This is a genomic window from Solibacillus daqui (genome assembly GCF_028747805.1).
Classification (GTDB): domain Bacteria; phylum Bacillota; class Bacilli; order Bacillales_A; family Planococcaceae; genus Solibacillus; species Solibacillus daqui.
This window is the reverse complement of the sequence record NZ_CP114887.1, coordinates 2,575,974-2,602,214: the sequence shown is the minus strand read 5'-3', so window position 1 is coordinate 2,602,214 and position 26,241 is coordinate 2,575,974. Positions and strand designations below refer to the sequence as shown.

The window sequence follows — 26,241 nt, the reverse complement described above, 5'->3', positions numbered from 1 at the left end:
ATGGAACAAATAAAAAATATCATTGAAAAATGCCCGTTTAAAGTTCATATTTCAGTGCAACACTATGAAAATGACGAATTATTTGAGCAGCTAGCTTCAGATGTTTTTAGTAGTGCAAGCGTCATAAAAGTGCCCATTTTAATCGCCATTTTAAAGCATTTACAAATGACAAAAGGCGATTTACAACAATTGATTGCCATTTCTGATGAAAATTTTGTGGATTTTAGTGTACTTACAGAGCAACGACAAAAACATGTGTCGTTACATGAATTGCTATTGTGGATGACCATCACTAGTGATAATACAGCTACGAATGCATGTATTGATTTTTTAGGTATGGATGCGTGCAATACTTATTTTAAAGAGATTGGTTTACATGATACAAAAGTGCAGCGTAAAATGATGGACTTCGAACGGCAAAAGCAAGGCTTTGACAACGAAACAACAGCACGTGATATGCAAAAACTTTTTGAAGCGCTTTATAACGAAAAATTGTTAGACACTACATGGACGGCTGTCGCTTTCGATATTTTATGTCGTCAGCGAAGTCATGAATCATTAAAACGTTATATTGTGGACGATGTAAAAATAGCCCATAAAACAGGAGGGCTAGATACGGTAGATCATGATTGTGGTATAGTTTTTCATAACAAAGGTGCATACTTTATCGGGGTTTTCATTACGGAAGTATCTGATAATGAGCAAGCAAAGCGTTTAATAGGTCAAATTTCAAAAGTAGTTTATGAGGCGAATAGTCAAATGGAGGTCAAGTATGAATGCAGTTGTAAAAGTAATGATTGCCAATTTACATGAAAAAACGGATAGCCATTCTGAATTAGTTGATGAAGCACTATTTGGCATGCCGGTAGAAATTTTGGAAGATATCGATGAAACGTGGGTAAAAGTTCGCACATTTTATCGCTATGAAGGGAACATGTTAAAATCAAATTTAGCAATTGGTGCAGAAATCGTTACAAGCTGGATTGCAGATGCGGATTTTGTAGTGATCCAAAGCTTTGCGGATGTATTAACAGGACCAAACATTCAAAGCGATAAGATCATCACATTGACGCGCGGTGCATTTATTCAGATAGTTGAAGAAGCAGGATTAGAACCATCATGGGCGAAAGTGCAGCTTGTTACAGGGCAATTTGGCTATGTACGTACTGGTTGGATTCAAAAGCGTGTAAAAGTTTACACTGCTAATGAAGACCTATTTCGAGAACAAGTTGTACAAACCGCGTTTCGTTATTTAGGAACACCGTATCGCTGGGGTGGAAAGTCGCCACTTGGTATCGATTGCTCAGGTTTATGCTCGATGGCCTACATGTTAAATGGCTCGTATATATACCGCGATGCCAATATAATGGAAGGATTTCCGTTGCGAGAAATTGCGCGTGAAAATTTAAAACGGGGGGATTTGATTTTCTTCCCAGGGCATGTAGCATTGTTTATTGGGGATGAGCAATACATTCATTCGTCATTGGGTGGTAATGAAGTAAATGTGAATAGCTTTAACCCGTTAGATGATCATTATCGAGAAGATTTAGCAACGACGATTTCGGGCTATGGAAGTTTATTTTAATGAATGGAAAAAGGTGATGGAAACTTATTAGAATCCATCACCTTTACTTTTTAGAAATTTTTTCGAATCCATTCATTGGCTTGTTGCCAGTTTGCAACGCGAATGACGTTATTAGGAACCGATAATCGGTTATATGGTGTGTCAAATAGTACAACTGGAATTTTTAGTTCCTCAGCAATTTCCACTGCATTATCATGCTTATCCTCAAAAAAGGCTTCTACTTGATGTTTTTTCGCAATTTCAATTTTTTTATGACTACCGATACATTCTATATGGTCATAAGGGACATTGTATGTGTCAAACCAATTTTTTGTAATGTCAAAAACGTTTTCACCGCGAGCAGAAATGTAAAATAACTCGTACTGTTTTTGCCAATTTGTTAATACAGATTTTGCATCAGCTGCAAGTTCACTCACTTCATACATATGCGGTTCATTTTCTTTAAACCATGTATTGAATTCGTTGCGATCTATCGGATATGGAAAGCCGCTTAAAAAGTCGTATTCAGTTACATCGTCTAACTTCATATTTATATTGTACTGTTTGTTTATATGAGGTATCAATGTAGCAGGGCATGTAACTGTTCCATCAATATCTATGCCAAATCGATGCTTTAAGTTCGTCATTTCCATAACTCCATTTCTTTATGCATTGGCGTTAGCTTTTGCTTCGGCTTCACGCTTTTCAACCATTTCAGCTGCTAATTTATCGATTTCTTTTTTTAGTTCTTCTACCATTGTTTCTTCGGGTACTTTACGAACAGTTTTCCCTTTCATGAATAACAGACCTTCACCGCGAGCGCCTGCGATACCGATATCAGCTTCTCGTGCTTCACCAGGGCCATTTACCGCACAGCCAAGTACAGCTACTTTTAGTGGTACATTTAGTTTTGAAATATATTCCTCTACCTCATTGGCAATAGAAATTAAGTCGATTTCGATACGACCACATGTTGGGCAAGAAATTAATGTAGCCATGTTTGAAGCTAAACCGAATGATTTTAATAATTCACGAGCAACTTTAATTTCTTCTACTGGGTCAGCAGATAATGAGATACGTAATGTATTCCCGATACCTTTAGAAAGGATTGCACCAAGTCCAGCTGCTGATTTAACAGTACCAGCAAATAATGTACCTGATTCTGTAATTCCTAAGTGTAATGGGTAATCAAAAGCTTTTGCTGCTTTTTCGTATGCTTCAATAGCTAAGTTAACATCCGAAGCTTTCATCGATACGATAATATCGTGGAAGTCTAGATCTTCTAAAATTTTAATATGGTGCAATGCAGACTCAACCATACCATCTGCAGTAGGGTAGCCATATTTTTCAAGGATATGACGCTCTAACGATCCAGCGTTAACACCGATACGGATAGGAATCCCTTTTGCTTTTGCAGCATTAACAACCGCTTCTACTTTTTCGCGACGACCAATATTTCCTGGATTAATACGTACTTTATCAATACCGCCTTCAATGGCTTTTAAGGCTAATTTGTAGTCAAAATGAATATCCGCCACTAATGGGATATTAATTTGTTTTTTAATTTCTGGAATTGCTAATGCTGCACGCTCATCAGGAACGGCAACACGCACGATTTGGCAACCTGCTTCTTCTAAACGTAAAATCTCTGCAACTGTTGCTTCAACATCATGTGTTTTTGTCGTACACATACTTTGAATTACGACTTCGTTATTGCCACCAATTGTTAAATTACCGACACGTACTGGACGCGTTTTTGTGCGGTGAACGATTTCACTCATGAAAAATTCTCTCCTTTTCAGGCCTCTTAATGTTGTTTTTATCTTTCATAGATATAAACGATATGTAAGCCGTCACTGTTCCTTATTTTATCAGTGTCTTAATAGAAGAACAAGGAAGAAACGCTAGGAAATCAATTTGCACATATTTTTGTTGTATTTGAGATAAGCGGAATAAGGACAGTATTTCCGGGAATGAGCGTTTGTAATTGTAAATGAGGATTTAGTTTGTAAAATTGGGATAATCGTTCTGGGAATGTTGTTTTAACGGGAGAGGGTGTTGCTGCAAATAGACTATAAATCGTATCATCTTGCTGAATTTGAACGGCTACATATTGTAATTCTTCTTGTTGCTCACATTTTTCCTCTGTTTGATAAAAAGAAGCCATAGGAATTGTACCTTGTTGCAAATCAACTTTAATCACAAAGGCAAGAATTAATATAATGACTGACGCAATGAAAAAGCGCAAAAAAATCCCTCCAATATATGCATCTATAATTCAATCATATGTTGGAGGGAAGCATATTATTATTTAGTGAGTGGATATTTTGTAATCGCGATGATGATAAATAACATCGTAATAAAAATACTGATAAGCGTAATAACGTTTGCTGAAATCGGAAATAGATTTCCAATCATCGTTAATAATGTTGCCCATGTACAGGCAAATACTGCACTTCGCCATACTTGACGATATTCACCACGGCGTTTCATTGGTTTGACGAAAAATTGTCCAGCAAGTGCATATAAGCTTACCTTAATAAAGTATACACTCGTATTAAGTACGAATAAAAAGACTACAGCAATCGGATAAACAATCCATTGAATATCGGCTGCGTATTGTTCTATTTCTGAATAGCCAAAGATTGCATCCGTTCCGCCATTGACAAATTGACCAAAAGAAAAAGCAGTAAGTAAAGCAATCATTAAAAAGGCATATTGCATTACTTTTCCAATCGAAAGTATGCGATATGCACCTAATTTTTTAGGATTCGTTAAGCTATCTAGGAATAGCTGCAAGTGCGAAATATTTTTCATATGTATTCTCGGGCTCCTTTAACAACAAGTTTAACATGAAAAATTCCCCAATTAAACAAAAGACATGAAAATTGAATCTTTTCTTTTCGACTTTCGTATAGTTATTTAGAACTCAAAATGAGTGTTTTTCAATACAATATCTGGTATTAAGTACATGCAAATAATATAATTCGTTCTGCTACGCTACGGGGCATGCTTTCCTGGAGACACGCTTTATCCCCAAGGAGTCCGCCCCTTCACTTCGCGGCACTCTATTATATAACTAAAGTGGGCTTTTATTACAAAGCTATTTAATGAAGTGTGCTGAATTGAGTGTTGTAATTGAAATAAAGTCTACTTTCGTCCAAAAGTGATTTTATTTTGAGACAATCAAAATACTTAATTTTTATTTACAGAAACAACTTTTTATACAAATATTAAATATCGATCGTAAACAGCGACATATTTTATGCATCCCCGCCGCCTCGTGAATGCGCAAGCGGCAGCATTGGACTCTTTTAACTAAATTAAAACGCAACATTTTAGTATGGCGGGCCATGCATGCGGCATTAAAGACAGTAGTAAAGGGAAATTCTAAAACATTTTTAGAATTTCTCTTTGCGCCGAGGAGAGTAAAATCGCGATTTTACTACCCGCAGAAGCAGGAATGCTCCTGTCGCTACGCTTTCGTCGCAGTATTTAAAGTCAGCCATAAGGTGCTGACTTTAAATATGCTGTCATGCCGTAGCCCGCCAAAAATAAGTAACACTGTACGTACTTAATCTTTTTTTTTGGAATTGAATTTGCTCATTATTAGTTAGAATCTATTATTGAAGGAAGTGTTGTTTTGGAGATTGTAGCATGGACACTCATCATTGGGCTGTTTATTATCGCATTTGTTGGTTTAATATATCCGATTATTCCATCTGTACTGTTTTTATTAGGTGGATTTATTGTGTACGGATTGTTTAATAGTTTTAGTGAGCTCCCATGGTGGTTTTGGCTAATTGAATTACTGTTTGTCGCTCTATTATTTGTGGCAGATACAGTGTCTAATTTAGTTGGGGTAAAAAAATTCGGTGGTTCCAAGGCGGGAATGTGGGGATCAACTATTGGATTACTTATAGGTCCATTTGTAATTCCGTTTGCTGGGATTATTGTAGGGCCGTTTCTTGGCGCAATCATTGGCGAATTACTTGTAGATCGTACGGACTTTAAAAAGGCAGTAAAGGTTGGGGTAGGATCGGTTGTTGGTTTTTTGACTTCAGTTGCAACAAAAGGGGTTTTACAGGTAATTATGATCGTCATTTTCTTTATTGCCATATAATGTGAGCCTATTATTTGAAAAGTAGTTGATACTTAGCATACACTAGGTATGGAAAGGATTACTAACAGGTGAGGATTTAATGAAAAAGCTTCTTCGGTCAAAAGGCTGAATTGTTTATTTTTTCATTGAATGCCATGTCAGTTTTTGATAACCTAGTACTGTAATCAACATTAAACTTATTGTTCCAGGGAGGAATAAATTATGGCATTCAAATTACCAGAATTAACTTACGCATACGATGCTTTAGCACCACATATCGATGCACAAACAATGGAAATTCACCACTCTAAACACCACAACACTTACGTAACAAACTTAAACGCTGCTGTAGAAGGCACTGAATATGCTGATAAAGACATCAACGAATTAATCGCTGACATCAACGCTTTACCAGCTGACAAACAAGCTGCTGTTCGTAACAATGGTGGCGGACATGCTAACCACACATTATTCTGGGAAGTAATCGCTCCAGGCGGTTCAAACACACCAGTAGGCAACGTAGCAGCTGCTATCGATGCTAAATTCGGTTCTTTCGACGCTTTCAAAGAAGAGTTCGCAAAAGCTGCAACTACTCGTTTCGGTTCAGGCTGGGCTTGGTTAATCGTTGACGGTGATGGTGTTGCTGTAACTTCTACACCAAACCAAGACTCTCCAGTTATGGAAGGTAAAACGCCAGTATTAGGCTTAGACGTTTGGGAGCACGCTTACTACTTAAATTACCAAAACCGTCGTCCAGACTACATCGGTGCTTTCTGGAATGTAGTAAACTGGGATGTTGTTGAAGCTAAATTCAACGCTGCTAAATAATTATATTTGAAACTTCAAATATAATTATATCTGCACCGAAAGCAAAGCGACAGGTGCAAAATGAATGTAGTTTTGTACCGAGAGCTGAAATAATAGGTGCAAAATAACAGCTTATCAAAACGCATGAGACATTTCGTTCTCATGCGTTTTTTCTGTTCAGAATGTAAATTTTTTGATACGCTCAATTTACTATCAGAAAAGGGGGACTGAAATTGTTCGATGAATTTATTGCGCAAATTGATGAAAAATGGCATGATGCCTTCGTGAAACTAATGATAACAATTGAAGAAAATTTACCACAAGGTTTTGAAAAATCATTGGATCGAAATATGATGGCCTATAGTGTACCACTTGCTACATATCCAAACGGTTATCACTGTACACCAAATACACCACTACCATTTTTAGCGATTGCACCACAGAAACGTCATATTGCGTTGTATCATATGGGAATCTATAGTGACCCACAATTGCTTACATGGTTTCAAGAGGAATATGCCAAAGTAGTTCCGACAAAATTAAATATGGGAAAAAGCTGTATTCGCTGGACATCAACAAAGCATATTCCATATGAGTTAATTGGACAGCTCTGTCAAAAGATGACACCAGAGAACTGGATTACATTATATGAAAAAGAACTTGCACGTTAAACAAAAAAAGTCGCCAACAATTAGGCGACTTTTTTTAGTTTAAATCAAATTGTTTAAGTTTAATAAGCTTCATTAATATTTCATTTAGCTGCTTAGGTGTTTGCTTGTAATCATTATAATGCCATTGTAAAATAACCCCTATTATTGAATTGGAGGTATAGCTCAAGAAAAATTCAAGCTCATCATCGGTTAAATTGATTAAATGATGGTTGTGATACGATTTTATAAACGAACGAATTGTTTCAAAAAGCATTTTGTAGTAGTTCAGCGGAATTTTTTCATCAAATACAATGCGGTAAAAGGCTTCATACTTATTCACATGGTGAAAAATTTTTATCATTTCAGGTGTGATATTTGAAATGTTATCTCGTGTTAAATCGTATGGCAGCTCATACGATGTTTTTAAATCATCCACAATTTCATTAAAATAGCGTTCAAATACAGCATGAACGTTTTTATAATGTAAATAGAATGTCCCGCGATTGATTTCAGCGATGCGACAAAGTTCTGCAATTGAAATATCTTCGAGTGACTTTTGTTTTAATAAAACGAGAAGGGCTTGCTGAATATTATTATGTGTCTTTTTTACACGTAAATCCATAAAAATTATTTTTCTCCTTATTGTACAGAAATTTATAAATATGTTTAATAAAGAACATAAATCAAATATTATGTTGTTTGTGTAAGTATATTGCTTCGATTATAATTTTTATTGAACAGTTGTACAATAAAATTCAACGAAAAGGGGAATATTTACATGAAATTACAAGATAAAGTAGCAATCGTAACTGGTGCAGCATCTGGTATGGGAAAAGCAATTGCTGAAGCCTATGCAAAAGAAGGTGCAAAAGTAGTAGTTTCTGATTTAAATGAAGAAGGTGCAAAAACTGTTGCAGATGAAATTGTTACAAACGGTGGTACTGCATTTGCAATCACTACAAACGTAGCAAAAGACGAAGATTTACAAAAATTGTTCGATGCTACAGTTGAAAACTATGGTAAGTTAGATATTTTAGTAAACAATGCGGGAATTATGGATGGTTTTGAGCCGGTTAACGAAATTACAGACGCACGTTGGGATATGATTTTTGCAGTGAACACTACTGCAGTAATGAAATCAATGCGTATTGCAATGGATATGTTCCTAAAACAAGGATCAGGTATCATTGTAAACAACATTTCTGCAGGTGGTTTAAACGGTGGTCGTGCAGGTGCAGCATATACAGCTTCAAAACACGCGGTTGTTGGTTTAACGAAAAATACAGCGTTCATGTATTCTCAATCTGGTATTCGTGTAAACGGTATCGCACCAGGTGCAGTAATGACAAATATTCAACAATCTATGCAAAATATTAGTCAGTATGGTGCAGCTCAGCAGCAAAAAGGTTCAGGATTAATTCCACGAGCTGGACAACCAGAAGAAATCGCACAATTAGCAGTATTCTTAGGCTCTGACGATTCGAGCTTTATTAACGGTCAAATCATTACTGCCGATGCAGGTTGGACAACTTATTAATATTTTTTGAAGAGGGGGGCTTCCAAAAAGTGATTACTTTTTGGACAGTGCCCCTTTTATGTGTGAATTATCCGCTTTACGCGAAAGTAGTAAGTAAAAAACAAATGCATAACACGCCATTTCTTGTGACAATGCATTCATAACTAGCTTCGTGCTAGCCTCCAACCTCGGCTATAAATGCTTGTTCAGAAATCACTTCTGGACAAGCATTTTGTTATTTTTACCTTGTTTCAGCGCTGAATCATGTTAAGCCCCGTCGGATGTCACAGATTTTTTACGGGAGTTTTTCAAGCGAGCTTGAAAAAATCTGGACGCAATTACGCCGAGGCGTAATTGATTAATGTCTTACATATAAATCTCATAGGGTAATTAATTAGTATTGAGTAAAAGGAGGCGTTTTTCTGAGCTTAACATACAAAAATATTTTGGTTGCGGTTGATGAATCAAATGAATCGAAGCTTGCATTTAAGCGTGCTATTCAAGTGGCTCTTTATAATTTCAACTCGAAGTTATATGTTGTCCATGTCATTGATACGAGGTCTTTTGCTTTCTATGAATCATACAACTTAAACATGGTCGACAGGGCATACGATCTTGCAACTGAATTGCTAAACTCGCATATTGCAATGGCAAAAGAAGCAGGTTTAGAAAATGTGGAAATGATTATAGAATACGGAGCCCCGCGCCAAATTATTGCTAGAGATATCCCAAAGGCAAAGCAAATCCATTTAATCATTTGTGGGGTAACAGGAAAAGGTGAGGTCGAACGAATTTTAATGGGCTCTGTATCAGAATCGATAGTTCATATGGCAAAATGCGATGTACTTGTTGTACGTAATTTATAGTGAAAAAGGAAGTGACTATCTAAATGTCACTTCCTTTTTTATAATAGATATCCAATACTTGCAAAAGTAATACTCACAATGCACGAGCTAATAGCGTAAAGAAGCGCGGTTTTCACTCGTCGTTCTTCTATTAATTGCACGATCTCAAATGAAAAAGTTGAAAATGTTGTAAAAGCGCCTAAAAAGCCAATAGCAATGAGCTGTGTAAAAAAATTAATGTATGCCCCTCCGACGAATATCCCAAGTAAAAATGAGCCTATTATATTCACCAAAAATGTCGCAAAAAACTTTTCTTGCTTTAATTTCTTTTGACTCCATTGGCTCACTTTAAATCGTAAAATAGCGCCAAAAAATCCACCAATTGCTACTGCAATCAATCTGTTTTCACTCCTTTAGTAACGAAGCGGTAAGCAAAATAACAACAAGCTATTGAACCAATTATGCTTGCTAAACAGTATAAAAATGCTTGCCCAAGTAACTGCTGCTCTACTAATTGAATGGCCTCAACACTAAACGTCGAAAATGTTGTAAAGCCACCTAAAAAGCCGGTAGTAGTACCGAGCTTTAACCATTCCTTTTTTGTAGATAGTTTTACAAAAATAAATGCAAATAACAGGCTACCACTCCAGTTAATGAGCATGGTTATGTATGGAAATCCTCCATTTGACGGAAAGATGTCACTAAGCATATAACGTGTCATGGAGCCTAGCATACCACCAATTCCAACAGCTAAACTATTCAATTTTATCACCTCATTATGATTATTTTCACGCAAGTTGATTCAAAATGGAAACTTTTATTTATATTGTCCGTCTAAAAGGTGAACATTTGCGAAGTCACCTCTTTTTTCAAGCTGTTTCGGGTGTTATACTTAAAGGTATGACTAAGTATTAAACAGCTAATACACAACTAAGAAAGGGGAGTTTCTTTTGCGAAAAATAACGCAAAATCGTAAGCCGAATCCAAAAGCGCAACAACGTGCTAGTCTAACATTTCGGATGAACGTCCTTTTCTTTTCGATATTTGTCCTTTTCTCTATTTTAATTTTCCGTTTAGGATATTTACAAATTGTAAAAGGTGAAGATTATGTGCGCGCGCTTGAGCGTACAGAAGAAGTACGTGTCAATACAAGTGTACCGCGTGGGCGCATTTTTGACCGCTATGGAAGGATTTTAGTAGATAATCAGCCCGAAAATGCTATTACTTACACAAAAATGCAAACGACAAAATCATCTGAAATGCTTGAAATTGCAGAAAAACTTGCTGGTTTAATCGAACAACCAACTGAAAAAGTAACACAACGCGATAAACTGGATTTCTGGATTTTACGTAACCCTGATGATGCCAAGGCGAAAGTAACAGAACAAGAAATGACGGAATTCCGAAATCAAAATGAAGAATTGGAAACAAAAGAAATCAATCAGGAATATGACAAACGTATTCGTGAACGTATTACTGATGCGGAGCTTGCACAGTTATCTGATTTTGATTTAGAAGTGTTAGCCATCTATCGTGAAATGATGACAGGTTACAACTTATCACCACAGATTATTAAAGGTGAAAATGTATCAGATGAAGAGTTTGCACGTGTCTCTGAACAGCTTTCTGAGTTACCAGGTGTCAATACAACAACGGATTGGAAACGTGTTCGATTAACGCCACTAGCAGTTTTAGGGCGTACAACAATCCCAAGTAAAGGGGTTCCCAAGTCGCAGCTAAATCACTATTTAGCACGTGATTATTCTCGAAATGATCGTGTTGGAGAATCTTATTTTGAAGCACAATACGAAGACATTTTACAAGGGGAAAAATCCGTTGTTAAAAACGTAACGAACAAAAAAGGTCAAGTTGTGGAGACGATGACGACGTTCGAAGGGGAACCAGGTAAGGATTTAGTTACAACAATTGATAATGAATTACAAAAAAAGGCGGAAGAAATTGTTGAGCGCCAATTACTAGAATTAAAATCTAGAGGGGGCTCCGATTTATTAGATCGTGCTTTTATGGTAGCTATGAATCCAAAAACGGGTGAACTGCTCTCAGTAGTTGGTAAGAAAATCGAAAAGGATAAAGAAACAGGCAAGCCATACATTGTCGACTATTCTTATGGTACTTTTACAACTGCTTATGAGGCGGGCTCTGCTGTTAAAGCTGCAACGGTATTAATGGGGTATAATGAAGACGTGATTAAACCAGGTTCTGTCATGCTCGATGCTCCAATGCATATAGGGAATATAACATTAAACTCATTATTCAACAAAACAGGCAGTGTGATGGTGGACGATTTAACTGCACTTGAGCGTTCATCAAATGTTTACATGTTTAAAATTGCAATGGGTATAGGGGGGCGTACGTATACACCTGGCGCACGTTTTAGTTTAGATAAAGGTACATTGCAAACAATGAGAAATCAATATGCACAGTTTGGCTTAGGTGTTCCTACTGGTATTGATTTACCTGGTGAAGCAATCGGCTATCAAGCTGATCCAGATACAGATGTAAAATTATTAAACTTAGCAATCGGTCAGTTTGATACGTATACAACGATGCAATTAGCGCAGTATATTTCGACGATTGCCAATGGAGGCTATCGCATTCAACCTCGCTTGCTAAAAGAAATTCGTAAACCTTCTCCAGATGGTGAAAATTTAGGTCAAGTAGTTGATGAAGTAACACCTACAATTTTAAACCGTATTGAAAATAGTGAAGAAGAAATTCAACAAGTTCAAGAAGGCCTACGTCGCGTTTATTTTGGCTCAAAAGGGTCAGCACGTAGACAATTTGAAACTGCAGATTACACAGCCGCCGGTAAAACTGGTACAGCGCAAGTAGTTTATTATGGACCTCAAAAAGAGAAATATGGTACGGATACGATTAATATCGTTAATGTAGGATATGCACCGTTTGAGGATCCAGAAATTGCGTATGCGATTATTTATCCGTGGGCAACGACGAATTTTAGTGATAGTAATTACTTACCTCATGCGAATTTGACAGCAAGAGAGTTTTTAGATGCGTATTTTGAATTGAAAAATAAATATGTAGAAGAAGGTATTTCTACTAGTAAAGTTGAAAAACCAATTATTAAAGATTCAGATGAAAAATTATCTGAGGATGAAGAAGTAGAAAAAGTTACTGAATAAATAACAGGGCTCCTGTAGTGAATATGCTACAGGAGCTTTTTCAAGGAGAGTATTATGCGTAAAAAGGTAATGCAAGGAATTGTTATTGTTGGTGCACTTAGTAATGCGATTATTTTAGCTTTCATGGAAATGTCGATTTGGTTAATAATCGTGATGACGATACTATATGTCGCTATTTTCCAAGTACTATTATATGTGCTAGAGCCAAGACTTGTACGTGCTGAACGAGAGCGAAATGTTCAGGCATATTCATTTTTTAGGGATTTAAAAGATGCAAAAAAAGCAACTGTTACATTACGTGATGGAACTATTTATTACAATGTAACATTCGAAGGCTATGCTAACAAACGTGATGCCAAAACGATCTTGTTAAACGTACATACAGTAAAAACTAAAAAAGTTGCATCAACTGTTACGGAGCATGAAGTAAAGTTATTCGATATAAAAGATGTAAAGAAGATTCAGTAATAGGATTATGTAATTTAAACAATACAATCTATTAAAATATTTACAATAAACGATAAACTATTAAATGATTAAGACAATTTGCTAAAGAAATTTGCAAATTGTCTTTTTTGTTTACAATCATTTACATTCACTTTACCAATCGAATATATGAACTCAATAAATTCGCTTTATAGTTTGAATTGTAAGGAAAACAATTCTTTAAACAAGCGGAGGAAAAACAAATGAAAAAGTGGCAGTACTTAACATCAACAGCATTACTAGGATCGGCATTATTTTTAGCAGCATGTAGCGACAGTGAAGATACCTCATCAACATCAGCTGAAAATAGCACAGAGCAAGCTGAGACTGGTACAGCACAATTAACAGGCAATGTAGTAGGTGATGGTTCATCAACAGTAGCGCCTATTACAGAAGCATTAGTTGAAGAATATGCAGCAGTACAAAAAGATGTTCGTGTAGCAGTTGGTGTATCTGGTACAGGCGGCGGTTTCGAAAAGTTCATCAATGGTGAAACAGATTTCTCAAACGCATCACGTCCAATTAAAGACACAGAAGCGGAAGAATTAAAAAATGCAGGAATAGAATACACGGAATTTGAAGTAGCTTATGATGGATTATCAGTTGTAGTTCACCCAGATAACACATGGGCGAAAAACCTAACAGTTGATCAATTAAAGAAAATTTGGATTGAAGATGGTACTAAGAAAAAATGGTCTGATATCGACCCATCTTGGCCAGCTGAAGAAATCGTTTATTACTCACCAGGTTCTGATTCAGGTACGTATGACTACTTTGATGAAGTGATCTTAGATGGTGAAGATATCGCAAAAGACGCTATGCTTTCAGAAGATGACAACGTTTTAGTACAAGGTGTAACAGGTGATGTAAACGCAATTGGTTACTTTGGTTATGCTTACTACTTAGAAAATAAAGATAAATTACAAGTTGTTTCAGTAGAAGGTGTTGAGCCAACAAACGAAACAATTGAATCAGGTGAATACTCACCATTATCACGTCCGTTATTTGTATACGTGAAAAACAGCGCACTAAAAGACAATGAAGCAACATTTGACTTTATGAAATTTACACTTGAGAATGCTGGTGAAATGGCAGAAGTTGTAGGTTATGTAAGCTTACCTGCTGATAAATACGAAGCTAGCTTAAAAGTGTTAGAAGGCTTAAAGTAATTTAACTTGTTTCAGCGGAAGTCCTCCACTTCTATAAGTGGGGGGCCGAGGCGTAATTGATATGTTATCGTGTGTGGGCCTCGCACCATGCACGATTTTTATTTATTTGTGGAAGGGGTTTTCCTATGACGCTCAAACAACAGGAGCGACAAAGTGTACAGCATTTAATTGAACAGGCACGCAATCGCAAGGGAAAAAAATTCATAGAGAAGTGCGTACCGGTTTTATTATTTTTAGCTGCTACGATTTCGGTATTAACAACATTTGGAATTGTTTTTACGCTTATTTTTGAAACGATTGAATTTTTTACTCGAGTATCTATAACAGATTATTTATTTGGTAAGGAGTGGCTACCGTTTTCTGGAAAAGAGCCGCTATACGGAATTTTACCATTAATATTAGGTACGCTAAAAGTTACTGCTATAGCTATTGTCGTGGCAGTACCATTTGGTTTAGGGGCAGCTATATATTTAAGTGAATATGCATCAGAGGGTGTTCGAAAAGTAGTAAAACCAATTTTAGAAGTGCTTGCAGGAGTACCGACAATTGTATATGGATTTTTCGCATTATCGTTTATTACGCCACTATTACAGGTCATAATTCCAAATTTAAAAATCTTCAATGCGATTAGTCCAGGGATTGTTGTAGGCGTTATGATCTTACCAATGATTACGTCGATGTCGGAAGATGCAATGAGCTCGGTACCACGTTCGATTCGTGAAGGCGCACTGGGCTTAGGGGCAACGAAATTTGAGGTTGCTGTAAAAGTAGTATTACCAGCAGCGCTATCAGGTATTGTGGCATCAGTTGTTCTTGGTATTTCTCGTGCGATTGGGGAAACGATGATTGTATCACTTGCGGGAGGATCCACACCAAAATTTGATTTTGGCTTTACGGATTCAATCCAAACGATGACTGCTTATATTGTTCAAGTTACGACAGGTGATGCAGGTTATGGGACAACGATTTATTACTCAATCTACGCAGTAGGTTTTACACTATTCATCTTTACGTTAACGATGAATTTACTAGCGACCTATATTTCAAAACGCTTCCGAGAGGAGTATTAACATGCGCTATATTCAGGAAGATGTAGTTATGAAACGTATGTCGAAGAGACTTTCGGCTAATAAAATATGGAAATTAATCTTCATTTTAGCGACGAGCTTTGCGCTTGTTTCACTGGCAATGCTACTTGGTCGAATTTTATCGCAAGGTGTTAGTTACTTTGATATGCAGTTTTTAACGAGCTTTGCATCACGTATTCCAGAAAACGCTGGAATTAAAGCTGCACTTATTGGTTCGCTATGGTTAATGAGTGTGGTTGCACCGGTATCTATCATTTTAGGTGTAAGTACCGCAATCTATTTAGAGGAATACGCAAAGCAAAATAAATTGAATGATTTTATTCGTATGAATATCTCGAATTTAGCAGGTGTACCTTCAATTGTGTTTGGTTTACTTGGTTTAACAATTTTCGTGCGTCTATTCGGTTTTGACAAAAGTATTTTAGCTGCGGGTTTAACAATGAGTTTACTTATTTTGCCGGTCATTATTGTAGCGTCACAAGAAGCAATTCGTGCTGTACCGAAAGAACAGCGTGAAGCTTCGTATGGTATGGGCGCAACGAAATGGCAAACGATAGTACGTGTTGTGTTACCGGCGGCGATCCCAGGGATATTGACAGGGAGTATTTTAGCTTTATCTCGTGCAATTGGTGAAACGGCACCGCTTGTAGTAATCGGTATTCCAGTGATTTTACAATTTTTACCTACTAGCTATTTAGATACATTTACAGCATTACCGATGCAAATTTTTGACTGGGCAAAACGTCCACAAGAAGAGTTCCAATATGTAGCTTCCGCCGGCATTATTGTGTTGATGATTGTGTTATTAACGATGAACTCAATTGCGATTTTCATTCGTAATAAGTTCCAAAAACGATACTAGGAGTGAAAAATATGGTTCAAGTTTTATCAAAGCAAATTGAGGCGAAACAGCTAATAGTAACAGCTGATCATAAAGCTATCGTGATGCAGTCGAATCAATTTAATTTATGGTACGGAGAGCACCATGCGTTAAAGGATATCAATTTAGATATGAAGGAAAATGAAGTAACGGCGATTATCGGTCCTTCTGGTTGTGGGAAATCAACATACATTAAAGCATTAAATCGTATGGTTGAATTAGTACCAATCGTAAAAACAACGGGTGAAATAAATTACCGTGGACGCAATATTTTTGGGGCAGGTTATGAAGTGGAAGAGCTACGTACAAAAGTAGGGATGGTGTTCCAAAAGCCGAATCCATTCCCAAAATCGATTTATGATAATATTGCATATGGTCCACGAATTCATGGGATCAAAAACAAAAAGATTTTAGATGAGATTGTTGAAAAATCTCTGCGTGGAGCAGCTATTTGGGATGAAGTAAAGGATCGTTTAAACCAAAATGCGTACGGCTTATCTGGTGGTCAGCAACAACGTATTTGTATCGCGCGCTGTTTAGCAATTGAACCAGATGTCATTTTAATGGATGAACCAACAAGTGCACTTGACCCAATTTCTACGCTAAAGGTAGAGGAGCTTGTACAAGAATTGAAAGAACAGTATTCGATTGTTATTGTTACGCATAATATGCAACAAGCTGCGCGTATTTCTGATAAAACAGCCTTCTTCTTAAATGGTGAGGTTGTAGAATTTGATAAAACAGATGTTATTTTCTCAACACCATCTGATCAACGTACAGAAGACTATATTTCAGGGCGATTTGGATAAGGAGTGTAAGATGTCAAATATGATAAGAGAACGATTTGAACATGATTTAATCAGTGTCCAGCAAGATTTAATGGAGCTCTGTGATGCAAGTATTGGCGCGTTACAACTATCATTTGAGTCGTTAATGAAAAAGGATGTTGATTTAGCACTTCAGGTGATTGAACAAGACGTAAAAATTAATCGTTTGGAAGAAACGATTAATGACCGTGTCATTTTGCTAATCGCTAAACAGCAACCGGTTGCGACTGATTTACGTCGATTAATCGTAGTCATAAAGGCCGCTGCAGATATGGAGCGAATTGGTGATTATGCAGTCAATATTGCGAAAGAAACGATTCGAATTGGCAAGGAGCCATTTATTACGAGTATGGAGCCTATTGAAGAAATGTTCCATAAAACAATTTCGATGCTACGTCAAATTGTTGAAGCATTTATCGAAGAAAATACAGTGAAGGCAAAGGCAATCGCTCAGCTAGATGATGAGGTTGACGAATTAACTGGCAATACGATTAGTAATTTAATGAAGCTTTCGATTTCAAATGAGCATGTAGCACAAGTGACGAATTTATCATTCATTTGCCGCTGTATTGAGCGTTCAGCCGACCATGCGACGAATATTGCCGAGCATTTGTTTTATCTTGTAAAAGGCAAGCACTACGAATTAAATAATTAATGTGAAAGCTATACGAAAAATTCGTGTAGCTTTTTGTATTTTTGAAACGCATTGTATTTTTTGATTGTTTACAATATAAGAAAGAAGGCGGAAAATCGAAAGTTTCCTATTGCAATTAGTGACAAATTAATTTATGAAAGCTTTGTATCCATGTTACAATAAGAATTACTCGAATAAGTTACGATGCTTATTCATTTGTAAAGGGGCTTTTAAAATGTTAAAAACAGTTGTATTCGATCAACTAAAGCAAGCGATGAAAAATAAAGATGTACTAGCAAAAGGTGTATTAACTCTTGTTAAGTCAGCACTTGATGCTGCAGAAAAGGAAAAGGGTGCAGAGCTAACACCACAAGAAGAAATCGCGGTTATTAATCGTGAAGTAAAACAAACAAATCAAGCTTTAGACGGTGCAAAGCAAGCTGAACGTGCGGATTTAATCGAAAAAGAAGAAGCAAAATTAGCAATTTTAAAAGAGTTCCTACCAAAGCAATTATCAGAAGAAGAAATCGCGGCAGAATTACAAGCAGCAGGTGTTACTTCCGGCATGAATATGGGCGATGCAATGAAAATTGCGAAACCTTTATTAGACGGTAAGGCTGATGGCGCGACAATGTCGAAAGTTGTTAAAGCATTAATCTCTTAAGTTCAAAAAAAAGGCTTTACGAAATGACCCATTTTGTAAAGCTTTTTTTCTATATTTTTCTAAACCGATACGGTACAATTTAGTTATCGATGGGTACATAGGGAGGATTTCCGATGAATTTACATGATCAAATTACGTTATACAAACCGTACAATGAACAAGAAAAGAAAGACCGTGATTTAATTTTGCGTGCAATGGTCACATTATCCGATGTATTGACGCGCAACAATGAAATTTTGCATTTTACATCTTCTGCATTTGCTGTCAACCCGGATCGTTCAAAAGTATTAATGGTATACCACAATATTTATAAGTCGTGGAGCTGGACAGGTGGACATGCCGATGGTGACCCAGATTTACTACATGTAGCTGAGAAGGAATTAAAGGAAGAGGCAGGGCTAAGTGAAGTAATGGCTATTCAAGAGGCAATGATTTCACTCGATATATTACCCGTTATCGGTCATATGAAAAAAGGTAAATACGTAGCGCCACATCTACATTTTAATGCGACATACGTTTTTGAAGTGCAGGATGATGTGCATTTTAAAGCAAAGTTAGATGAAAATAGCGCGGTTGGCTGGATTCAAACGGATGAAATTCAACAAAAATGTACTGAACAGCACATGATTCCAGTATATGAAAAAATTCTAGCCAAAATAAAAGAACAGCAAATCTAACTATAGAATAAGAAGAGTCACCTAATCTTTTTCAAGGGCACTAAAAAAGTCGATTTACACTATTATTTTAGTGTGAATCGACTTTTAATATGTAATAAAATCTATAAATCGCAATTAAATGAGGTGAGATTTCAAAGTAATCCCAAAAAATAAAGACATCAAATCTTACTTGTTTGGCGCAAAATGTGTTTTTCTTTTAAAGGTTGCTGCGAATCTTCAAAATGAACAGGACGTATACGCATATTTTCTTGTAGACGTCGGACTTCCCGATAAGGAATTATGCGTTGCAGTGAATGAGGGTTTTCTATGTCCATTTGGAAATGCTGGATTCTACCTTTTTGTAAATAGACGATACGTTGGAAGGGGTTAATAGCAATTGCCTTTGAATATTTACCGAACAATGTTAAATTATGACCTTGGCTGAAGTATAAATTCAGTAAAGCTCGATTGTGAGCAATCGCATGTGGAGTATCGCATACATACCAAATGTCTTTAAAGCTAATCCCCAATAGCACAGCGTATTCAAAAGCTTCTAGTATAGGAACTTCCATATATAAATTGGATTCTTCGTGCAGTTGATAAATTTTTAAAGTTGGATCAAATGCATGTAATTCATAATAGATCAGTGGAATCGGTGGTATTTTGTTACGTTCTTTAATCATTAAATTTGATGGAGGACGTTTGGCGCAAAGAAAGATATTGTTTTTTGTGAAATAAGATAATTCTTTTCCGATTACTTGTTGGTGTTGTGCGTTTTCATAAACAACAGCATAAAACTGACTATTAAATTGAACGATTCGATACAACTTATTCTCATAATTAGTAGATTGGATATATTGATGACATATTTCAAGCGTTTCGAAGCCACTATAAAAGTGGTAACTATTATAAATAGATAATAACCATTCACGACATAAGCTATCCTCTGTTTCAAATCCAACTGATTCATCTGAAATCGAACGAGATGTTACAAGTTTCCCATTTTCAGTGCGTAAAAAACGATTCGAAAGTAGGTATCGTACTAAACGAATTTCATAGTCTATTTGTGATATTATTGTTTGCAATAAAATCTTCCTTTCAGAAATAGTAAAACAGTAATTCAAATTGATTTGTAATAATAGGTACAAATAATTATAACATATGAACTATCTTGAAAAGAAATTTTTGTGGATGATAAAATGTGAATTTTTCTTGTATATTACATACGAAATGATGTACACGCTATCATTGGGAAATCTATGCTTCTAAAAGATATTGACTCAACGAACTAATTTGCTTTTATATAGAAGATAAAGACTATATTTCGGGAATCTATACGTGAAATTTGTTAATATAATGTTAAAAAAGATGTAAAATTGACGGGATTTGCTTAATACTAATGATGGATTTGAAATATTTTCACAAAGTTGTTCCTCCTTGTGCTAAAATAACGTTGTATAAACAAAAGGGAGGCTGTTTTAACAATGGCGAAAAAAAAGAGAGTAGTAACAATCGCTCCTGAGCGTGTAGAAGAAGCATTATTAATTCAAAACCGTATGCTTTTAGAATTATTCGTACAAGTATTAGATGAGCAATTAGTAATCGAGCGTCCAATTTTACATGAGCGTTTAGAAAACTTAATCGAGCTTTCAAACCACGACCGTGAATTAAAAGATACATTACACGGCTTAACTGAAAAACTTTAATTACATACATTTGTATGGTACGGCATTCCGAATTGGGATGCCGTTTTTTTGTAGGCAAAGAAATTATACTCAAATCCTGTTACTACTTATCTTTATGAGTTTTGGCTATACTAGCGCTATCGAATAAAAAATTAAGGAGGGATTTCACATGGCAAAAGATCATAAGACCCTTTTAAGCGATGAAATTCTTCAGTTCTTATATAAAAATGCATCCATTCAAGGTTTAGGTAATACCGAGCAGCAACAATTATTAGAGCGTTACGGTCAAGACGAAAATTTTGTAGAGATTATGGAAATTTCCATGTCGCTTCAGGAAATAATTCAAGAAGTTGAGGCAACAATGCCAAAAATGCGAGAAAAAGAATGTTTACTTTCGTTAGAGCGGCAAAAGCACTTATTAAAAGAACGTAGTGTTGTTGAAGGCAATGTTTACTTTGTTCCATTCAATGAAGTTGAAAACGTCTATTCACCAATGATTGTCCTAATGCAACAATCAGAAACTTTGAAGGCATGTGAAACTTTTTGTAAAGGGACTATTACGCCATTCTTTCATTTATGTGCGACACAAAAGCGTGATTTAATTATTATTCCGTTTAGTAAAACAGTACAAGAACCGATGATTTTTAAAAAAGGTTTACTTCAATTAGCGTTATTTGACCGCTTTATTAATGAATATATGGATAACGAAGCTACGATTGTACCTGCGATTGAGCAAGTTTTAGCAATTTTTAATGAGGATACAGCGTGTAATGAGCGCGATGTTATAATCATTACAGATAATCTATTTAGTGACTACCAATCGCTTATACAAGAAGATTATGCTGCACGTTTTGAGAAACTTGACATTGATATTTCGGTTATTGCGATGAGTGAAATCAATTTTGAAACACAACCCATTCCATTTGCACAAAAAGTATACTTTGCCAACGAATAAGAACAATAATCTCATACTGAAATGTCCACAATTGGTAAACACAATAAATTGGTGTGGTTTTTTATATTTAAAGGACTTTTCTGTTTTTAATCGAATCTTTTAATAATATCCAGTTAAAATAGAGAGAAATGGAGTGTTATTATGTACACCGCATATTGTCGGACATTTCAAGGAACAATGCGTTTGGGTATGAAATTTCTTAATTGGAGAACGCCGCAGATTGTAGAAGGGGAAAATAGTTTATTAAGACTACCAGAGTTAATTCAAGACTTAAAACTTGAACGAGTTCTGATTGTGACAGATAAAGGCATACAAAAGATTGGCTTAATGAATCCTTTATTAGCACAATTGAAAGCACTTCATATTTCGTTTGTTATTTATGACGAAACGGTTCCTAATCCTACATTTACGAATATTGAAATGGCATTTTCCTTGTATAACGAACATAATTCCCAAGGGATTATTGCATTTGGTGGTGGTTCACCGATGGATTGTGCAAAAGGAGTTGCGGCACGTCTAGGACGTCCCGATAAATCATTATCTGACATGAAGGGCTTATTTAAGGTACGTAAAGAAATACCACCATTGTTTGCGGTTCCGACTACTGCAGGGACAGGAAGTGAAGGGACGATTGCTGCAGTTGTATCAAATAGTGAAACCCATGAAAAGTTTGCGATAATGGATCCGTCACTTGTGCCACATTATGCGGTACTCGACCCACTATTAACGGTTAATTTGCCGAAGCATATTACGTCTACTACTGGCATGGACGCATTAACACATGCGGTTGAAGCATATATCGGGCTTAGCAATACGAAAGAAACACGTAAATATTCACGTGAAGCAGTCATTTTGATATTTAAATATTTATACCGAGCATATGAAGATGGTACAGATATAGAAGCTCGTGCACAAATGCAACGCGCTTCGTATTTAGCAGGACTAGCCTTTACTCGTGCCTATGTAGGTTACGTGCATGCAATTGCGCACACATTAGGTGGTTTTTATCAAATTCCGCATGGTTATGCTAATGCCATTATTTTACCGCATGTTTTGAAGTATTATGGGGATAGCGTGGCAAAACCGTTAGCTGAGCTAGCCAATTTAGTAGGGATTGGCAAAGTATCTGATAATGATGAACGCAAGGCACAGCTCTTTATCGAAGCAATCGAACAGCTTAATGTAAAAATGAATATTCCAAATAAAATTCAAGGTATCGATAATCATGATGTTCCGCTAATGGTAGAACGTGCTTTACAAGAAGCAAATCCACTCTATCCGGTACCGAAAATAGTGAATAAAGATGAAATGTTTTATCTGTATCAACTAATAAAACAATAATGGGGAAGCGTAATGTTGCTATATTGTAACATTACGCTTTTTTATCTGCACAAGGAGCACATATTGTACTGTTATAAAACGGCGGCTAAATTGGCTTTTATTGATCATGACATTATGGACTTTACTGATGGCTATAAAACGGTTGTCGGGGAACGGGGCGTATCGTTATCAGGCGGGCAAAAGCATCGGATTTCCATTGCACGTGCGCTATATATGAAGCCGGAATTACTCATTTTAGATGACTCGTTATCTGCGATGGATGCACGTACTGAGGAAGTGATTTTACAGGCGCTAAAAGAGGAACGAAAAGATTCCGACAGCGATTATTACGTCGCATCGTTTAAGTGCCATTCAGCAAACTCATGTCATTATTGTTGTAGACCACGGCACAATCATTGAAAAAGGAACACATGAGGAATTAATGGTATTAAAGGGCAGCTATTAAAACCACCTAAAACGTATTTACATCATCGTTCTAGCTGGTTCTTTTAGTAACCGCACTCACTTATGATACGGTTCTCCACACCTAATCAACCAGCGATTAAGGAATTTTTAGCTATAACTCTTTCAAATAGAACAAAAGTCTATTCCAAACGTAAAAGATGCACATAAACATATAAAGTATATCAAAGAAGGTATAACCCTCAATTTTTTACGAATAAAACGATCCCGATAGTAAGGAGGAGTTAGCAAATTGATGCATCCGGATACAGAAATTCAATATGTAGATGAGAAAATAGGCGTTGGTGTGTTTGCAACAAAATTAATTCCTAAAGGAACCATTGTCTGGGTTAAAGATGAATTGGAAATGATTCTTACAGAGGAATATATTGGAAATCTTGATGATTTGCGAAAAGAGTATATAAATAAATACACCTATTTAGATACTGACGGCATATATGTTCTTCATTGGGATCACGCAAAATATATGAATCATAGCTTCAATCCAAATTGTGTAGATACAGCTTATGATTTTCAGTTGGCTGCGAGAGACATTCAACCTGGTGAACAATTAACATCTGATTATGGAGCATGCGGTGAGGATGAAGAGTTTGAATGTGCACCTGAAGAAGGAACAACAAGAACAAAAGTGACTTCAGATGACTATTTAATCTATTATGAACAGTGGGACAGGATGGCAATAGAGGCGTTTAGGTTTTTCAATATGGTAAAACAACCGCTAAAACATTTAATTAGTAAGCTATATATTGATAAGGTAAATGCGGTTGCTAATGGAACAGAACCCCTAGATTCCATCCTCACTTTATTTATTGATGAAGAAGGGGATGACACTCAGTAAAGGTTCCTTCATTCTTGCTTTAAAGGACATATTCTCCTTCATAACCGTATACCATGTTAAACAAACTAAATTAAAATCACTAATTTCATATTATAACCTATATAAAAGACCAGCATAACTGGTCTTTCGTTTATAAAAACCGCCTCTAAGTGCTAATAGGAAATTAAAAGAGCATGTACGGAAATTATCCGAACATGCCTGTCTTGTTTGAAATTATTTCTCTAATTGATCATCAAAATAATCGAGTAATCCCTGATAAATACCGAGTGTTGCTTGTTCACGGAAATAATCCGTTGTAATCGTTCGTTCTTCTGTCGGATTACTTAAATAACCAAGTTCTAATAGTACAGAGGGTTGACGATTTTCACGTAATACCAAATAGTTACCAAAGCGTGCGCCACGATCTTTTAATGATATTTTTTCGGCAATGCCAGCGTTTATATATTCGGCTAATTCTTGTTGATAGCTGTTCGTGTAATAGGTTGTAAAGCCATGCACCGAGCTATCTTCTAATGCATCATAGTGAATACTAATAAAGGCATCAGCATTTGATTGGTGCGAAACAGCTACACGTTTTCGTAAATCCACGTAAACATCTGATTCTCGTGTCATAATAACATTTGCGCCGGCTGCTTGTAATTTTGAACGTAATAATTCAGCGGTTAAAATGGTTATATCCTTTTCATCCGTATTACGGACACCTGTTGTACCTCGGTCATTACCACCATGCCCAGCGTCAACAACTAGCGTTAAGCCTTTTAATGTGCCTTTTTTCCGTTTTTCTTTGTTTGCACTAATAGCTTTTTCCGTTCCTTGATCGTTTGTCACAACCCAATCGGCAACATACGCTGTATTATCATCGTTTAATGCGATTTTGTACCATTCGCCTTCAGTCTCAATGATTTTATATGTAGTCCCTGCATCGACACGTGCTACAACATTAGAGGACGTAGTTGGTTGTTCACGTAAGTTTGTGCCGTTATAAATGATTGTGACGTTTTCATTGGTTGATGTTGTTTCTTTTTGTTTTTTTGTAGTCTTTTTTTGTTTTGTAAATGTGCCGTAAAAGCTATAAATCCACCCTTTTTTACCTTCTTCATATTCGATTTGCACCCAATTATGATCACGACTTACTACCGTAAATTGCTCGTTTTTTGTAGCCAGTTTTAATTTTTTGGCGGTTAAGTCTGGTTTTTTTCGAATGTTAACAGCATTCACATTTATCGTAAATGTGTTTGGGTCATTTTCAGCGGATTGTATGTTTTTTACTTCGCTGTCTTCGTTTGCATCACTTGAAAGGTCTTGTAAAACAGTTGCCTCTTTTATTGTAACGTAATCGCCAAATACCCAGCCGGTCATCCCATCAAATTGAATTTGAATCCAATCACCTTTTTGCTGTAAAAATGTACTTTCAGTGCCAGAAGAGATTTTTGTCAAAACGGCTGCAGATAATGATGGTTCTGCACGTAAATTCAATGTATTAACTCGAGCAACGACAGTTTTTTGATTTGTTGCAGCGGATGATTTTTTGGCAGATTCTACGAGCCAAGATGCAACAAAACCTTCTTGATTTCCTACACGAACCTTATGCCAGTCACCATCTTTCCCTAATGAAGTAACGGCTGTACCATCTTTTAATGTTTCTAAAATAGGATACGAAAGGCCAGGACCTTCACGTAAATATAATATTTCTGCATTCACATAAAGTTGCTCACCTTCAGCATGAGCAGGCTCTTTACCTATAGGGAGTGTAAAAATTGCTGTGAATACTAAAAGTAGCGATAGTATAATCGCCAAACGCTTATTGTACATAGGCGCCTCCTTTTTAGTAATAAATTGATATGTAACTGTAGAAATTGTATACGCTTCTATTATAAAAGGATTTATAAGAAAAAAATATAGCGTTTT

At 36.3% G+C, this 26,241-nt stretch carries 29 protein-coding genes and 1 pseudogene; 21 read left to right on the top strand and 9 right to left on the bottom strand.

Annotated elements, in window-relative coordinates:
* Both O7776_RS12665 and O7776_RS12660 read left to right on the top strand, forming a co-directional pair.
* Complete coding sequence (locus O7776_RS12665; RefSeq protein ID WP_274307410.1) at positions 1–813, top strand: serine hydrolase; 813 nt, start codon at positions 1–3, stop codon at positions 811–813.
* Complete coding sequence (locus O7776_RS12660) at positions 773–1,585, top strand: C40 family peptidase (protein WP_274307409.1); 813 nt, start codon at positions 773–775, stop codon at positions 1,583–1,585. Before O7776_RS12665 ends, O7776_RS12660 begins: the two co-directional genes overlap by 41 nt.
* A gap of 50 nt (positions 1,586–1,635) precedes the next feature.
* Here the strand turns inward: O7776_RS12660 and O7776_RS12655 are convergent, their stop codons facing one another.
* From O7776_RS12655 to O7776_RS12640, 4 genes are all read right to left on the bottom strand, one after another.
* Complete coding sequence (locus O7776_RS12655; RefSeq protein ID WP_274307408.1) at positions 1,636–2,211, bottom strand: 5' nucleotidase, NT5C type; 576 nt, start codon at positions 2,209–2,211, stop codon at positions 1,636–1,638.
* Between the two features lie 18 nt (positions 2,212–2,229).
* Positions 2,230–3,345 (bottom strand): flavodoxin-dependent (E)-4-hydroxy-3-methylbut-2-enyl-diphosphate synthase, encoded by a 1,116-nt coding sequence (ispG, locus tag O7776_RS12650; protein WP_274307407.1) that lies wholly within the window; start codon positions 3,343–3,345, stop codon positions 2,230–2,232.
* 131 nt (positions 3,346–3,476) lie between these two features.
* Positions 3,477–3,812 carry a hypothetical protein gene (locus tag O7776_RS12645; protein WP_274307406.1) on the bottom strand — a complete coding sequence of 112 codons (336 nt, stop codon included), beginning with the start codon at positions 3,810–3,812 and terminating at the stop codon, positions 3,477–3,479.
* A gap of 59 nt (positions 3,813–3,871) precedes the next feature.
* The gene (locus tag O7776_RS12640; RefSeq protein WP_274307405.1) at positions 3,872–4,381 is read right to left on the bottom strand and encodes a DUF1189 family protein; all 510 of its coding nucleotides are present in this window, start codon (positions 4,379–4,381) and stop codon (positions 3,872–3,874) included.
* 826 nt (positions 4,382–5,207) lie between these two features.
* Here O7776_RS12640 and O7776_RS12635 point away from each other — a divergent pair.
* From O7776_RS12635 to O7776_RS12625, 3 genes are all read left to right on the top strand, one after another.
* Entirely contained in the window at positions 5,208–5,687 is a 480-nt protein-coding gene (locus O7776_RS12635; protein ID WP_274307404.1) for a DUF456 domain-containing protein, read from the top strand.
* 201 nt (positions 5,688–5,888) lie between these two features.
* Positions 5,889–6,494, top strand: coding sequence for a superoxide dismutase (locus O7776_RS12630; protein ID WP_274307403.1), 606 nt, complete (start codon positions 5,889–5,891; stop codon positions 6,492–6,494).
* Positions 6,495–6,706: 212 nt separating this feature from the next.
* Positions 6,707–7,144, top strand: a complete 438-nt coding sequence (locus tag O7776_RS12625; protein ID WP_274307402.1) for a DUF1801 domain-containing protein — start codon at positions 6,707–6,709, stop codon at positions 7,142–7,144.
* Between the two features lie 34 nt (positions 7,145–7,178).
* Here the strand turns inward: O7776_RS12625 and O7776_RS12620 are convergent, their stop codons facing one another.
* Positions 7,179–7,745 (bottom strand): TetR/AcrR family transcriptional regulator, encoded by a 567-nt coding sequence (locus O7776_RS12620; protein WP_274307401.1) that lies wholly within the window; start codon positions 7,743–7,745, stop codon positions 7,179–7,181.
* Positions 7,746–7,901: 156 nt separating this feature from the next.
* Here O7776_RS12620 and O7776_RS12615 point away from each other — a divergent pair, with 156 nt between their 5' ends.
* On the top strand, positions 7,902–8,660 hold the full coding sequence (locus tag O7776_RS12615; RefSeq protein ID WP_274307400.1) for an SDR family oxidoreductase: 759 nt from the start codon (positions 7,902–7,904) through the stop codon (positions 8,658–8,660).
* 401 nt (positions 8,661–9,061) lie between these two features.
* Positions 9,062–9,505, top strand: a complete 444-nt coding sequence (locus O7776_RS12610; RefSeq protein WP_274310501.1) for a universal stress protein — start codon at positions 9,062–9,064, stop codon at positions 9,503–9,505.
* Positions 9,506–9,543: 38 nt separating this feature from the next.
* Here O7776_RS12610 and crcB (O7776_RS12605) read toward each other — a convergent pair whose 3' ends face one another.
* On the bottom strand, positions 9,544–9,882 hold the full coding sequence (gene crcB, locus O7776_RS12605; RefSeq protein ID WP_274307399.1) for a fluoride efflux transporter CrcB: 339 nt from the start codon (positions 9,880–9,882) through the stop codon (positions 9,544–9,546).
* Positions 9,879–10,247: a fluoride efflux transporter CrcB gene (crcB, locus tag O7776_RS12600; protein ID WP_274307398.1), complete on the bottom strand. Its 369-nt coding sequence runs from the start codon at positions 10,245–10,247 to the stop codon at positions 9,879–9,881. The genes crcB (O7776_RS12605) and crcB (O7776_RS12600) overlap by 4 nt, the downstream gene beginning before the upstream one ends.
* A 187-nt stretch (positions 10,248–10,434) precedes the next feature.
* Between crcB (O7776_RS12600) and O7776_RS12595 the strand changes: the two genes are divergently transcribed.
* From O7776_RS12595 to O7776_RS12555, 9 genes are all read left to right on the top strand, one after another.
* Positions 10,435–12,648, top strand: a complete 2,214-nt coding sequence (locus O7776_RS12595) for a peptidoglycan D,D-transpeptidase FtsI family protein (RefSeq protein ID WP_274307397.1) — start codon at positions 10,435–10,437, stop codon at positions 12,646–12,648.
* Between the two features lie 54 nt (positions 12,649–12,702).
* A complete protein-coding gene (locus O7776_RS12590; RefSeq protein WP_274307396.1) occupies positions 12,703–13,116 on the top strand; it encodes a response regulator in 414 nt (137 codons plus the stop codon).
* A 221-nt stretch (positions 13,117–13,337) separates the two neighbouring features.
* Positions 13,338–14,303 carry a PstS family phosphate ABC transporter substrate-binding protein gene (locus tag O7776_RS12585; protein WP_274307395.1) on the top strand — a complete coding sequence of 322 codons (966 nt, stop codon included), beginning with the start codon at positions 13,338–13,340 and terminating at the stop codon, positions 14,301–14,303.
* Positions 14,304–14,428: 125 nt separating this feature from the next.
* Complete coding sequence (pstC, locus tag O7776_RS12580) at positions 14,429–15,373, top strand: phosphate ABC transporter permease subunit PstC (RefSeq protein ID WP_274307394.1); 945 nt, start codon at positions 14,429–14,431, stop codon at positions 15,371–15,373.
* A gap of 1 nt (position 15,374) precedes the next feature.
* Positions 15,375–16,253: a phosphate ABC transporter permease PstA gene (gene pstA / locus O7776_RS12575; RefSeq protein WP_274307393.1), complete on the top strand. Its 879-nt coding sequence runs from the start codon at positions 15,375–15,377 to the stop codon at positions 16,251–16,253.
* Positions 16,254–16,264: 11 nt separating this feature from the next.
* Positions 16,265–17,080, top strand: coding sequence for a phosphate ABC transporter ATP-binding protein PstB (pstB, locus tag O7776_RS12570; protein ID WP_274307392.1), 816 nt, complete (start codon positions 16,265–16,267; stop codon positions 17,078–17,080).
* A gap of 19 nt (positions 17,081–17,099) precedes the next feature.
* Positions 17,100–17,753, top strand: a complete 654-nt coding sequence (phoU, locus tag O7776_RS12565; protein ID WP_274310500.1) for a phosphate signaling complex protein PhoU — start codon at positions 17,100–17,102, stop codon at positions 17,751–17,753.
* 214 nt (positions 17,754–17,967) lie between these two features.
* Positions 17,968–18,396, top strand: a complete 429-nt coding sequence (locus tag O7776_RS12560) for a GatB/YqeY domain-containing protein (RefSeq protein WP_274307391.1) — start codon at positions 17,968–17,970, stop codon at positions 18,394–18,396.
* Between the two features lie 113 nt (positions 18,397–18,509).
* Positions 18,510–19,073, top strand: a complete 564-nt coding sequence (locus tag O7776_RS12555; protein ID WP_274307390.1) for an NUDIX hydrolase — start codon at positions 18,510–18,512, stop codon at positions 19,071–19,073.
* A gap of 158 nt (positions 19,074–19,231) precedes the next feature.
* Here the strand turns inward: O7776_RS12555 and O7776_RS12550 are convergent, their stop codons facing one another.
* On the bottom strand, positions 19,232–20,137 hold the full coding sequence (locus tag O7776_RS12550) for a hypothetical protein (RefSeq protein ID WP_274307389.1): 906 nt from the start codon (positions 20,135–20,137) through the stop codon (positions 19,232–19,234).
* A gap of 399 nt (positions 20,138–20,536) precedes the next feature.
* Between O7776_RS12550 and O7776_RS12545 the strand changes: the two genes are divergently transcribed.
* The 5 genes and pseudogenes from O7776_RS12545 to O7776_RS12525 all read left to right on the top strand — a co-directional run bounded on the left by O7776_RS12545 (position 20,537) and on the right by O7776_RS12525 (position 24,333).
* Positions 20,537–20,758, top strand: coding sequence for a phosphate-starvation-inducible protein PsiE (locus O7776_RS12545; protein WP_241368761.1), 222 nt, complete (start codon positions 20,537–20,539; stop codon positions 20,756–20,758).
* Between the two features lie 148 nt (positions 20,759–20,906).
* Positions 20,907–21,692 (top strand): hypothetical protein, encoded by a 786-nt coding sequence (locus tag O7776_RS12540; RefSeq protein WP_274307388.1) that lies wholly within the window; start codon positions 20,907–20,909, stop codon positions 21,690–21,692.
* Between the two features lie 141 nt (positions 21,693–21,833).
* Entirely contained in the window at positions 21,834–23,033 is a 1,200-nt protein-coding gene (locus O7776_RS12535; protein WP_274307387.1) for an iron-containing alcohol dehydrogenase, read from the top strand.
* Between the two features lie 81 nt (positions 23,034–23,114).
* A pseudogene (locus O7776_RS12530) lies at positions 23,115–23,478 on the top strand (ATP-binding cassette domain-containing protein); the annotation flags it as partial.
* 252 nt (positions 23,479–23,730) lie between these two features.
* The gene (locus O7776_RS12525; protein ID WP_274310499.1) at positions 23,731–24,333 is read left to right on the top strand and encodes an SET domain-containing protein; all 603 of its coding nucleotides are present in this window, start codon (positions 23,731–23,733) and stop codon (positions 24,331–24,333) included.
* A gap of 213 nt (positions 24,334–24,546) precedes the next feature.
* Here O7776_RS12525 and O7776_RS12520 read toward each other — a convergent pair whose 3' ends face one another.
* A complete protein-coding gene (locus O7776_RS12520) occupies positions 24,547–26,145 on the bottom strand; it encodes an N-acetylmuramoyl-L-alanine amidase family protein (RefSeq protein ID WP_274307386.1) in 1,599 nt (532 codons plus the stop codon).
* Positions 26,146–26,241 lie beyond the last annotated feature (96 nt).